7 protein-coding genes are annotated in these 13,822 nt (G+C 48.8%); all 7 read left to right on the forward strand.

All coding sequences use genetic code 11. The features are described from left to right. The first annotated feature begins 103 nt into the window (after window positions 1-103). On the forward strand, window positions 104-2,923 hold the full coding sequence (locus BLR64_RS09600) for an Ig-like domain-containing domain (protein ID WP_090713902.1): 2,820 nt from the start codon (window positions 104-106) through the stop codon (window positions 2,921-2,923). A 76-nt stretch (window positions 2,924-2,999) separates the two neighbouring features. Beyond that, window positions 3,000-3,545 carry a hypothetical protein gene (locus BLR64_RS09605; RefSeq protein WP_090713903.1) on the forward strand — a complete coding sequence of 182 codons (546 nt, stop codon included), beginning with the start codon at window positions 3,000-3,002 and terminating at the stop codon, window positions 3,543-3,545. Between the two features lie 161 nt (window positions 3,546-3,706). Further along, a complete protein-coding gene (locus tag BLR64_RS09610; RefSeq protein WP_068728006.1) occupies window positions 3,707-3,976 on the forward strand; it encodes an alpha/beta-type small acid-soluble spore protein in 270 nt (89 codons plus the stop codon). A gap of 211 nt (window positions 3,977-4,187) precedes the next feature. Beyond that, a complete protein-coding gene (metK, locus tag BLR64_RS09615; protein WP_090713904.1) occupies window positions 4,188-5,390 on the forward strand; it encodes a methionine adenosyltransferase in 1,203 nt (400 codons plus the stop codon). A gap of 230 nt (window positions 5,391-5,620) precedes the next feature. After that, window positions 5,621-9,640: an Ig-like domain-containing protein gene (locus tag BLR64_RS09620; protein ID WP_090713905.1), complete on the forward strand. Its 4,020-nt coding sequence runs from the start codon at window positions 5,621-5,623 to the stop codon at window positions 9,638-9,640. A 233-nt stretch (window positions 9,641-9,873) separates the two neighbouring features. Continuing rightward, window positions 9,874-12,606, forward strand: coding sequence for a stalk domain-containing protein (locus BLR64_RS09625; RefSeq protein WP_090713906.1), 2,733 nt, complete (start codon window positions 9,874-9,876; stop codon window positions 12,604-12,606). A 57-nt stretch (window positions 12,607-12,663) separates the two neighbouring features. After that, entirely contained in the window at window positions 12,664-13,821 is a 1,158-nt protein-coding gene (locus BLR64_RS09630) for a sensor histidine kinase (RefSeq protein WP_068728003.1), read from the forward strand. Window position 13,822 lies beyond the last annotated feature (1 nt).

The following is a 13,822-nucleotide window of genomic DNA, read 5'->3' on the forward strand; positions in this document are numbered from 1 at the left end:
AGTATTAGTCTGCCTTAAACCTGTTTACAAGTTTCTGTGATACCCGTCACAGACATTATTTATACTTAATATGCTCAACTCGGGAAAGGGGGTGCATCGGCTAATGAGTGACATGAGCTACCCAACTAAAGAAAATTCTCAGTTCATGAATGTCCAAGGAGGAGAAAAAAAGGTTATGAAGAAAATTTTATCCGTAGCATTATCTACAGCAATGGCATTCTCGATGTTTGCCTCTGTAGCATTTGGTGAAACTGCAACAACTCCACAAGCTAAATTCGACGCTTTGGCAGCTAAAGGTATCCTGAACGGCTACCCGGACGGTCAAGCTCATCTTGAAAAAGATCTGACTCGCGCTGAATTCGCTAAGATCGTTACTAAACTGTTCGGTCTTACTGAAGTAACTGGTAAGCTGTCTTACAAAGACAAAGGCTACACAGCTACTAACTGGGCAGTTCCTTACATCGAAGCTGTTACTGCAGCTAACCTGATGCAAGGTAAAGATACTGTTAAAGGTATCTTCGACTACAACGGTAAAGTAACAGTAGAAGAAGTTGCGGCTGTATTGTTCCGCGCTCTGAAACTGGAAACTCCAGCTACAACTGATAACTCCGCATCCGCATGGGCTAAAGGCTATGCTCAAGCAGTTATCAACGCTGGTCTGGTTGCTCAAGGCACCAACTTCAAAGCTAACGCTACTCGCTCTTTGGTAGTAGAAGCAGCTTATGCAGTTGACAACTTGACTGCTGTTCCAACTGTAGCATCCGCTGAAGCGCTGAGCCCAACTAGCGTATTCGTTACTTTCTCTGACAAAACTACTACAACTGTAACTCTGACTACTGCTCTGGTTCAAGGCGTTGAAACTACAATCAACTTCAAGAACAATGGTCATGACTACACTGCTAAGGTAACACTTGCAGCTCCTAAGGTTGTATCCGTTACTACACCTAACGCTAAGCAGCTGGTTATCAAATTCAACCGCGCTATCGATGCTGACACTGTAATCGCATCTGATAAGTCCCTGGTTGATAACAATATCGCTGTTACTACCCTGACTGGTGCTGAACCAGTAAGCATCAACACTGCCAATGCAGTATTGTCTTCCGACAAAACTGAATTGACATTGACTCCAGCAGGCAGCGAATACTTCAAGGGCCAGTATACAGTTACTGTAACTAAGTCTGTGAAGACTGACGCTGGCGTTGAATTGACTCCTTATACTCAGCTGATCACTGTTGCTGATACTACTGCACCTGCAATTACTTCTGTAACTTCTACAGCTAAAGCAACTACTAATAAAGTTGTTGTGAAATTCAGCGAGCCGGTTGTTTCCGAGCCTGCTGGCGTTATTACAGCTTATGTAGATGGCGTTTCTGCGAAGGCTGAAAAAGGATCTGCTCTGAATGAGGTAATCCTGACTACTTCGACAACTCTAGTTACTGGAAAGACTTATGACGTTTCATTCCTGAACGTTAAGGATTTCGCAGGTAATTACATTTCTCCAAACCCAACTAAGACAACTGTAACGGTTGTAGCTGATGTTGAACTGCCTACTATCACTAGCTTCTCTGTATCTGGTGAAAACACAATCAGCGTTGTGTTCAGCAAAGCTGTTGACTTGAACTCCCTGAATGGTGTGTTCACACTGTTGAACTCCAGTGGTGTTAGCCAAGGCACTCTGCTTCCAAGTGCTGGAAGCGACAGCAAAACATTTACTCTGACTACTGTTGCTCCTCCAGTTTGGACTAACGGCGTATTCAACGGAACTGTTACTGTAGCTGCTGGTATCAGAGACCTTCTGGGCAACGTAACAACTGCAACTTCGACTCAAGCCGTTACTTTCACTAAGGACACTGTAGCTCCTACTGTAGCAAGTGTTACTTATGGTTCGACTGGTCTGGTTGTTAAGTTCTCCGAAAAAGTTAATGTTGTGGGAACTCAGTTCCAACTGATTAACGATGCAACTGGTGTATCCACTCCAGTATCTGTATCTTCCGCAACTTACTCGAACACTGATGGTACTGTTACATTCAAGAATGTAACTGGATTTGCTACTGGTAACTACACACTGCGTCTGCCAGCTGGTCTGGTTCAAGACTTGTCGGCTCAAAAGAACGCTAATGCAGCAGTTGTACAGGGTGTAGCTCTTACAGCCAGCACAACTACTGATTCCAGCCAGCCTGTGTTCAAGAGCAACCCGGCTCCAACTACAAAAGAAGGATCTGACCAAGTTATCACTTACACAATTCAAGATGCTAACGGTCTGAACCTCTCTACTGTAACAAACATCAATAACTACTCTCTGGATGCAAAAGCTCTGCCAGCTGGTTCTTATGTAACAACTAACTACAGCGGTACTGCTAGTGCTGACCTGGTAGTTAAGGTTTACATCCCAACAAGCGGTATCTCTGCTTCTAAGGGTTATGACTTCCTGATCACTGGTATCCAGGATTCCGTAGGTAACACTATTACACCTAAGCTTACTCAAGGCGTAGCTCTGGTTGATGGTATTGCTCCTAAGCTGGCATCCGCTACTGTATCTGTTGACGATTCCAAGAAGCTGATTGTTAACTTCAGTGAATCCGTAAGTGCTCCTGTAGGTTCCAACTTCGTTGTTACAATCAACGGTGTTGAAGCTAAGGGTGCTGTAACAGTAGCTTCCGGTTCCGGTAGCAAGTACTTCCTGAGCGTTTCCGCTCTGAAAGGCACTTACAACGGTGCTGATGTACTGTACTTCGAAACTAACGGTACTGCAGGTGTTCAAGCAGGAGAAATCATTGCTTACACTTCCGCTGCCGCTGGTGACCTGGATCTGAGTGCTGCATACGTTGGTAACATCACTGTGAAGATTGCTGACGCATCCGGCATCACTGACGGATCTTCCAACGCTATCGACAACAGCGTTACTGTAACTGTAGCTAAGTAATTCGCTTCTCCAACGAAGCACAGAATAGCCTCTTCGGAGGCTATTCTTTTTTTATATATACAAAAGGAGGACGCTAATGAAAACGGTATGGAAAATATCCTTAGCAACCGGGGTGCTGGCAGGCAGCCTGTGGGCTGGTTCGCTGCTCAATGTTACAGCTGACGGTGCAGGTGTTGGTTCCCAGCCAGGAACGGCTGATGATCCGGTGGTCACCAAAAGCTATGTTGACCAGCAGATTCAAAAAGCTCTTCAAGGCGGTGGCACAACAGCAACTCAACCACCCGCGTCTACGGCGACCCCTGCAGCTACGGCCGCACCGGTTGCAACAACCGCTCCAGTTCAGAGTGGAGAGGCTGTAAAAATCGTTGACGTTAAACCGGGCCAGACTTTGATTGCCGGAGCTGGTGCTGAATTTATTGTACGCGCCGGTAAAGCCGTTATCTATTCGCAGGACAGCAATGGGGTTGCTGATCTGACAGCTGGTGCAGATCTTCTTAACGGAACTGCCGCACCTTCCAACCATTTATTATCTTTCCCGCGTGATGGCCGGGGGATATCTGTTCAAGAGGGCCAGACGCTGGGACTGGTCGTTATGGTTCGCGGACTGTATACTTTGAAATAACTATTTGTGTTCTTACTTATATATAAGAATGCCCGGCAGAATGAATTTTATACCACGGAACTCTTTCCCACACCTGACAAACATTAACCCGATTTAAAGCTATGGTTCAGGTACACAATACTTCCTGTAATTCTAAACAATCATTCAGGAGGTGCTGTATCATGGCACGTACTAATCGCACAGTAGTACCGGAAAGCCGGGCGATGCTGAAACAAATGCAATATGAAATTGCAGCAGAATTCGGGTTATATGGTCATTCCTATGGCGGAGGAGCAGATACTGAATTTGCTTCTGAGCTGGGGGCGCTAGGAGGATCGGGCGGGGTAGGTCGGACTCCATATCTGGGTCATCTGACTTCCAGAGATAACGGATCTGTAGGCGGAGAAATTACAAAGAGGCTTGTGAAGCAGGCTGAGCAGTCTCTTTTCTGATCATAGCGAAACTTGCCTTTAATTGACACCTTCCGGCAAATAAGATAATATGACTTTTGAGGAAAGCCATAAACCTTTTCCATATGGGAAAAGGTTCATTTTTTGAACGGGCAGCAATTTATTATGATATTATTACCATTTATTTGACCTGTTATGTGTTAAGGAGCCCCCTTATACAGTGTCAGACTAACAATATGGGAGGTTGATGTACATGTCTATTAAAGGGCGTCATTTATTTACTTCCGAGTCTGTAACGGAAGGGCATCCGGACAAAATCTGCGATCAGATCTCTGATGCGGTTCTGGATGCTTTTTTGGCTAATGATCCAAATGCCCGTGTAGCCTGCGAAGTGGCTGTGGCCACCGGCCTTGTACTGGTCATCGGCGAGATCAGCACCAAATCGGAATATGTCGATATTCCGTCCATCGTCCGTAATACCATTAAAGAGATCGGCTATACCCGGGCAAAATTCGGTTTTGACTATAATACCTGCGCGGTACTGAGCTCCCTTAATGAGCAGTCTGCCGATATAGCACAAGGTGTTAATGCTGCACTTGAAAATCGCGATCCTGCACAGGTTGCTGAGGAAACTGCAAATATCGGTGCCGGAGACCAGGGTCTGATGTTTGGATTTGCAACAAATGAAACACCTGAGCTTATGCCGCTGCCGATTGCATTGTCACACCGGATTGCCCGCCGGTTATCCGAAGTCCGCAAAGACGGCACTTTGGAGTATTTGCGTCCGGACGGCAAAACACAGGTTACCGTCGAGTACCAGGATGAAAAGCCAGTACGTGTTGATACCGTTGTAGTGTCAACTCAGCATGCTGAGGAAATTACGCTTGAGCAGATTCAGGCAGATATTAAAGAGCATGTTATTCTGCCGGTAGTTCCTGCTGAACTGCTGGATGAGAATACAAAGTACTTTATCAACCCTACAGGACGTTTCGTTATTGGCGGTCCTCAAGGGGATGCCGGTTTAACCGGACGCAAGATTATTGTAGATACTTATGGCGGTTATGCCCGTCATGGCGGAGGCGCATTCTCCGGCAAGGATCCTACCAAAGTTGACCGCTCAGCCGCTTACGCTGCACGTTATGTAGCCAAGAATCTGGTGGCTGCCGGACTTGCGGACAAGTGTGAGATTCAACTGGCTTATGCAATCGGTGTAGCTAATCCTGTCTCGATTAATGTGGATACATACGGAACAGGCAAAATCAGTGAAGAGAAGCTGGCTGAGCTGATCAGCAGCAGCTTCGATCTTCGTCCTGCCGGCATTATCTCCATGCTGGATCTGCGCAAGCCGATCTACAGACAGACTGCAGCTTACGGACATTTCGGCCGTACTGATGTGGATCTTCCATGGGAACGTGTCGATAAAGCGGAGATGCTGAAAGCCAAAGCCGGAGTCTAGATTATCATAAGACAAGAAAGCACTACTTTTTTCAAAATAGACAAGCCCACAGACAGAACTTCTATTACAGAAGACTTCTGGCTGCGGGCTTTTTTGCGCTATTGATGAGCCGAAAGAGGCTGCAGCGGCGGTAAAAGCAGATGCCTTCTAAACTTTGGAAGCCTGGAAGCCGAAATATAAGGATATGTATACTGACGAGAAAGTATGGCTTGAAAGGAGTCTTTTAGCGGATGAAAAGGAAAGTTTCACTCTGGACAGCACTCATCCTTGCTGGCAACCTGCTGCTTAGTACCGGGTATTCAGCTATAGGAATTGGCAGCCAGACGGCACATGCCGCAAATGAATTTAACGTGGGGATCTCTCCGGCGCAGGGAGAGATGAATGTAAATGTTAGCTCTAATATCAAGCTTAGCTTTGATAGGCTGGTAAGTCCGCAAAGCGGAAACATCACAGTTACAGCACAAGGGACGAGCGAGCCGTATGTAACGATTCCGGTGGGCAGTTCAGGTCTGATCAGCAGCTCTACGGAGTATCAGGTCAAACTAGGCAAGACGCTTGAATATAACAAGACGTATACCGTAAATGTACCACAAGGCATGTTCAAGGATAATTTGGGGCTAGAATCGTTAGGGGCAACTTCTACGTTTACTACTGCCCCATCTATTAATTCGGCTATAACTGCAACAGAATACACTCCGGCTAATTATTCGCGGGTTGACAGCAGTCTCACCCAGCTGAGCCTGAAGCTAAACAAGAAGCTGCAGAGGGGCGGCGGATCAATCAGGCTGATTGCCTCAGCGGACAATTCTGTGGTTCAGGAGTTTAAAATCAAAGAGGGTGAGCCTTATGTCTATCTGTATAATGATAGCGCAACCTCAACTACAACAGTATCATTGACCTTAACAAGTAGGCTTACAGCCGGCAGCAGCTACTATGTACTGATTGATCCGTACGCTCTAAAAGACGATGACAATAAGTCGTTTGCAGGTATTACTACTGGTAACGTTTGGAGCTTTTCGATAAAAGGCTCGGCTGTGCCGGGGATAACGGTATCCCCATCAAACGGGGCAGGTGCTGTAGCGGTATCCACGGAGATTCAGCTTACGTTTGACCAGCCGATGATGCCGGCTGCGGGAGTCATATCTGTGTCGCCAAGTAATACGGCGAATGCCAGATATTTTAACGTGAATTCTGCTTCGGTAACGGGAGGGGGAACCCGGTTTATTAAGGTTGCCTCAGCCTCTGCGGCGAATCCGCTGTTAAGCAACACCCAATATACGGTGACTATTCCGCAGGGGGCATTTTATGATCAGGATGGCAATGTGTTCCCGGCTTCCGGGCCTTACACATGGACATTCACGACTACTTCGCTTACAGGTTTCGGAATAACCTCGCTAAGTCCGGCTGACCGCAGTGAAGCAGTGCAGATCAATCAGCCGATTAAAATCGCTTTCAATCAGGCAACCACTTTAGCCTCGGCGAGTGGAGTAGCCCTATATAAGAGTAATGGAACTAAACTTTCAACGACAGTAAATCCAAGTGCCGACTTAAAGGAATTTACTATTGTGCCTTCTGCAGGACTGGATAATGATACCATCTATTATGTTGATATTGCGCAAGGAGCATTTGTTGATAGCAGCAACAATCCGTTCGAAGGCATTAATGGGCGAAACGCCTGGAGCTTTAAAACAGTAGCTCTGGATAAGACAGCCCCGCTACTGTCTTCTGCATCACTTGAAAGCAACCGTACCATCCGCCTGAAGTATGATGAAGCACTCAACTCCGGCGTCTCTTTGATGCTGGGCAGCTTTGCCGTTACTGTTAATGAAGAGAAGCGTAACATTGATAGTGTGTATATTCAGGGGGACAGTGTCTACGTTACACTCAGCACCGGTGTCGCCGTAGGTCAAGTTATTAGAATATCTTACATCCAGGGAATAAGAATGATAGAGGATTTAAGCGGAAACGCAGCAGGCTCCTTTACAGCACGTGTGGTGACCAATAACATCCAGTCCGTGCTTCCGACACCCAAGGATGGCATCCTCACCGGCAAAACACTGGTGCTGAACTTTAATGATCAGCTTAGAACAGCCTCAGCTGCGGGCTACAACCAGTTCTATGTGTATGCGGACGGCACCTCACTGGGCGTTAACGCAATGAGCTCCAGCGGTTCATCCGTAACACTCGGCTTAAACAATGTTGCATCCAGCGTGCAGAGCGTCCGGGTAACGTATTATGCCGGCTCTTATCCGCTGCAGGATCAATACGGGCAAAATATAGCCAGCTTCAGTGATTTCTATGTCCGGAATACCAGTGATACGGTGGCGCCTGTCTACCAGAGTGCTTCGGGGTCAGATAAGCAAATTATCCTGACTTATAATGAGGGTCTCTCCCCGAACAGTCTGCCGCTGGTCAGCCAGTACTCGGTACTGGTCGGGAGCACCCCTAACTATGTGACTAACGTAGCCGTGAGCGGCAATCAGGTAACACTTACTTTAGCGAGTGCCCTGTCAACAGGCAGCTATACCACCGTTTCGTATGTTCCGGGAACAGCCGGAATCAGTGATCTGAACGGTAACCGGGCCTCTTACATTAATCTTCAGCCTGTATCGGTCTCCGGAAGCAGTGTAACAACCAACGTGCCGAATATTAGCTCAGCAACAATAACAGGGGATGAACTGACTGTTAATTTCAGTAAAAGCATGCAGGCCAGCTCGACGCTGTATAGCGGCCAGTTCGCTGTCAGAGTCGACGGCAGCATGGTAGGTGTCCAATCCTTTAATGTATCGGGATCGACGTTGAAGCTGGTTTTATCTACTGTAGTCAAAGCAGGCCAGACTGTTGACCTGTCTTACATGACCGGGGCAGGCAGCATTCTTGATCTCAGCGGAACTGCGCTTGCGTCGTTTACAGCTCTCGCTGTACAGAATATGACCGGCACGGCAGCATCCACATCCAGCCGCCCGTCCTATCTGGGCATTCTGGCTGCCAGTGAATTCGGCAAGGAATATCCGCTGCTCAAAAGCGATTCCGCAACAACAGCAGACGACCGCTCTGTGTATAACCAGGTAGTCAAACGTTATGTGCTTGCAGCCGACCGGCTGACTGCAAGCTATGAGTATCTGTACAAGCTGGGTACACCATCCCTGGTATTCGAAGTACCTCAGACAGAGCTTGCCGCTTATGTGTCGGTGCCGCTGAAGCCGCTGCTGGATGCAGTCAACCGTAACAGCAAATCAGCTTTCGGCATCCGGTACGGGGATACTCTGTACAATCTGGCGCTGGATGATGTGAACATGAACAGTCTGGCTGCAGCTCTGATTGCAGACAGCAGCACAATATCACTTGTCATCCGGCTGGAAAAGGTACCTTCCGGCACATATACACCATTTGAACAAAAGCTAAGAAGCCAGGGGCTGCAAACCATTACCAGTCTGACGGATATCCGCATGAGCGCTGTAGTAAGCGGCAATTATTCTAATGGTACAGTCCTAAGTTCCCCAGGGGAATATACGGTACGGACGACTGCTACACTAAACAGTGACCAGACCTCGGCAGCCAGACTTGATCTAGTCTATTATGACGCCACGTATTTACCGACGAAGATCAGTTCAGCAGGAAGCTATACCGTTATCCGGGCGAATACAACAGGAAATCAGGTGGTGGGAACCTTCCTGTCAATCCGCAGCTTTACAGATATGAGTAAGCACTGGGCCAAGTCGACTGTAGCATTGCTTGCCGCCAAAAATATTATCGACAGCAGTTACGGCACTACGTTCAAGCCCGAGCAAAAGGTTACACGGGCTGAATTCGCTGTTATGCTTAGCCGGGGGCTTGGGCTCCTGGGCGACAGGGAAACGGCACAGCGCTTCAGTGATATTCAGTCTTCAACCCAAACCGGTGATTACATTGGCGCAGCAGCCAAGGCAGGAATTATTACCGGGAATACAGACGGCAGCTTCCGTCCGAATGACAATATTACCCGTGAACAGCTGGCCATCATGATCATCCGTGCAATGGAGTATACAGAGCATCCGATTACCCTGAGCGGTACGGCTGCCTCTGCACTAAGCGCATTTAAGGACAGAAACAAAATACAGAACGCGGCTGCCGAATTTGTGGCAAAAGCGGTACAGGAAGGGATTATCCTGGGGATGACCACAACGGAATTTCAGCCTCAGGGCAATGCCACCCGGGCTCAGGCTGCGGTTATGCTGCAGCGGATGCTGGGTATGGCCGGTTATCTTTAAAATAAGTTTGCTTATAAGATGTAAGCCCCGTGTAAGCGGGGCTTTTTTATGTGGTCTACAGTTTCTGTAACAGCAGTGAGAAGGGAGGAATCTAGCAATATTCGCAACTTTTCGTTAAAATTTCAGTCTATTTAATAGTAATGGGGAAGTAGATGCCTGTTTTTTGACTTCATAATAGACGCTTGACAGTGAAAGATTGCGATTATAAAAAGAGATGGGAGAGTTACACTGAAATGAGTGAAGTTTTCATGGGGAACAGTGACAAGAAGCCGGGACGGGGAACAGGAAAGCCGGCGGCAAAACGCTGGATTGCAGCATCATTGGCCGGAGTGCTTTGGATTATGCCGGTGGTTGGAAGTGAGGGTCTGCCGGGTTTGGGAGCAAGCACAGCACCTGTAGCCCAGGCGGCAGCCAGTTCTTTTACAGTTACGAAGCTGGGTGAAGAGGTCATTACCTCTGGAGCGATGATGATGAAATATAAATACACCGCACTGCGTTCAGGCAAAAGCGCAACCGGACTGGCGGATGTCATCCGTGTGGATTTGAACAATCCTTATGTATCCCTGGATGTAATGACCGGCAAGGGCGGTAATCTGACTACCCGGCAGAGTACAGGCGGTATGGCGGCGGAAACGGGAGCAGTAGCCGCTATTAACGGGGATTACTTCAATACTGGCGGTGAAGGGGCACCGATCGGAGGGCAGGTATCCGGCGGAGTTCTGGTATCGACACCTTCGCAGCTTGATGGAATGTATGCCTTCGCAGTAACCAAGGACCGCAAGCCGGTCATAGACGAATATACGTTTGAAGGTCTTGTTACTGCCGAGGACGGGTCTCAGTTCCCGTTATCCGGTATTAACAAGGGGGCTTATAGCCCTGAAGGCGGCAGTTCCACGTACAGCCATGCCAATGCTGCTTATATATATACTGATGCCTGGACCGCTTTGGACCGGCCAAAGAACAGCTCGACAACACCGACTGAGGTACTGGTGCAGAATGATGTTATTACGCAAATTTCTCTGGATGCGGCACTGCCCATGGCCGTTCCGGAGGGTGCATATATCCTGCGGACTCACGGGCTGGCTGCACAATTCGTCAAGGCCCACCTGGCGGTAGGCCAAAAGCTTAGCAGTGTATACTCGCTGAAATCCAAAACGACTCAGCAGTCCGTAGATCCGGCCAGTCTGCAAATGATGATCGGCGGACATACCATTCTGGTTAATGGCGGCAAGGCGGCGGCCTTCTCGCGTTCGACTTCCAGTATCGGCGGCTACCGGGCAAGGACAGCGCTGGGATATTCCCAGGACGGCCGTTACGTCTATCTGATTGCGGTAGAGGATAACGCTAACAGCACCGGGATGTCACTGACAGAGCTGCAATCCTTTATGACCAATATTGGAGTCTGGAAGGGATTGAACCTCGATGGAGGGGGCTCTACAACTATGGTGGACCGCCCGCTGGCCGAAACGGCGACTACTTTAACCTTCAACACAGAGTACGGAACAGAGCAGCGCAGCATTGTCAACGGACTGGGAGTATATACCTCCGCTCCGCAGGGAGCGGTAAAGGGAATCAAGATCAGCGGCAGTCCGGTGCTGCTGATAGGACAAAAAGCCAGCTATACATTAAAGGGCTATGATACCTACTATAATCCGATAGATGTGGCCTCGGGTAACCCGGCCTGGACATCGAGCAACGGCAGCGCGACTGTCAGTGCAGGTGAAGTAACGGCGGTCAAAGCCGGAACGGCCACACTGACCGCTACCAGCGGAGCAGCCAGTGCCTCAACAAAGGTAACTGTTCTGGGAGGGGAGGATCTGGCAAGCCTGTCTATCGGGACATCTACGGCTCCTTTGACAGCGGGCACGACCGTATCGGTCCCTGTTACAGCAGTCTCCAAAAGCGGGGCGTCCCTGACTGTGCCGGCAACGGCACTGAAATGGGAAATGGTCGGTTTTAACGGGAGTGTTCAGAACGGCAAGCTTACGGTTAATTCGGTCAATGCGGGCGTAACTACAGGCTATGCGATTGCCCGGTATGACGGCTTCAGTACAGCGGTTGTGCTGTCTACAGCAGCTGCCACAGCCTGGGAAGATTTCGAAAATGTAAGCTATCCGATTGCCTTCACTACAAATGCAGCGGGTGTCACCGGAACGGCAGCGGTTGTGGCCGAATCGGCTGAACGTGCGGGCTCCAAGGTGCTGTCACTCAGCTATGACATGACGGCAGGCAGCGGAAAAATGTATGCCTATGCCCAGTTCAACGGAACCAGCGGCAAGAGCATTCCGGCCGCGGCAACCTCGATGTCACTGGATGTTATGGGCGATATGAGCCTTAACTGGCTGCGGGCTGAGGTTGTTGACAATGCGGGAACAACAGCATACATTGATCTGGCTAAAGTGATTGACTGGAATGGCTGGAAGAGCCTGAACATCGACCTGTCGGGCTCGGGCATCAAGTTCCCGGCAACGCTCAAAAGAGTATATGTAGTCAATGTAGAGGAAGGGCAGGACGAACGGGCCAAGACCGGTACGGTAGCTTTTGATAATATTTCCTTTGTTATGCCGTCCCTGTCCAGTGAAGCAGGGCTTCCAAAGGCAGCGGCCTCCATGGTCATCGGTTCAAAGTCGCTGACGGTTAACGGCACCAAAAAAGCGATTGATGTCGCACCGATCGTTAAGGACAACACCACTTATATTCCGATTAAATATGTAGTGGATGTCTTCGGCGGCAGCGCAGCCTGGGATCAGAATACCAAGAAAATCATGGTGCTGCGGGGGGCGAAGGCACTCGACCTGACTGTCGGCAAAAAGGAATATATACTGAACGGGAAGCGTCAAAGTGCTGAAGTAGCTCCTTTAATCCTAGACGGCAGGACTTTAGTACCGCTTAGACTCGTCTCGGAGCAGCTTGGACTGACCGTAAAATGGGAACAGAAAACGAAGACCGTAACTATCGAATCGTGATATGTTAGTATAAAGGAAAGCCTTTAATACGATCCGATAGAAATGGGGCAAGCATCCGTGGAATTTCAGGCCGATGCGATAGATCGCGTCATTAAGAATACCATCGACGTGATGGAGAGCAGCAAGTATCAGATATTTGAAATAATGCATGTTGCCCGGGACGAGCTTGTTGCACTCACAAAAGAACTGCAGAGGGTTATGGAAGAAACGGATGAAACATTGCAAAAAGTCGATAAGCTGGAGCTGCAGTATCACCGTTCACGGATCCGGCTGACCGAGGTCAGCCGTGATTTTGTCCGTTATTCGGAGAAAGATATCCGGATTGCCTATGAAAAAGCGACGGAGCTGCAGCTTGAGCTTATGATGACAAGGGAACGGGAGATCTATCTGCGGAGCAGGCGGGATGAGCTGCAGCTGCGGGTCCGCAGTGTCGAAAATTCTGTTGAACGCGCAGAATCCATCGGTTCGCAAATGAGCGTGGTTATCGATTACCTGGCCGGAGAAATGGGACAAGTCACGCGGATTGTCGAAACGGCAAAAAACAGGCAGCTGATCGGGCTTAAAATTATTTTGGCCCAGGAAGAGGAACGCAAAAGAATTGCCCGGGAAATTCATGACGGCCCTGCTCAAATGCTGGCGAATCTAGTCCTAAGGACGGAAATTGTAGAAAGAATGCTGGTAAAGCAGGAATTTGGCCTGGTGCAGGACGAAATAATAGATTTAAAGGGACAGGTCCGCTACAGTCTGGAAGAAATGCGAAAGGTTATTTTTAATCTGCGTCCTATGGCGCTGGATGACCTTGGGTTGATCCCAACCCTCCGCAAGTATGTGCATGACTTTGAGGAAAAAACCAAAATCCGTACCACCTTCGAAACAAGGGGCAAGGAGCACCGGCTTTCTTCCGCTATGGAAGCTGCAGTTTACCGGCTTGTGCAGGAAGGGCTAACCAATGCTGCGAAGCACGCTTATCCAAGTTACGTTCTGGTAGAAATCACTTATCAGGCGCAGCTGATCAAGATTGTTGTAAAGGATAACGGGCTGGGCTTCAATGTAAAAAAGGTGAGCGAGCAGGGCAGCCGGGAAAGCTTCGGACTGGTCGGCATGCGCGAGCGTGTAGAGCTGCTTGAAGGCAGGATGGAAATCGAGTCAGCGGAGAATCAGGGAACAACAATCGTAATTCATATTCCGACAAATGTGGAAAAGGGGAAGGAGTAAT

This window comes from Paenibacillus typhae (genome assembly GCF_900099765.1).
GTDB lineage: Bacteria > Bacillota > Bacilli > Paenibacillales > Paenibacillaceae > Paenibacillus_AQ > Paenibacillus_AQ typhae.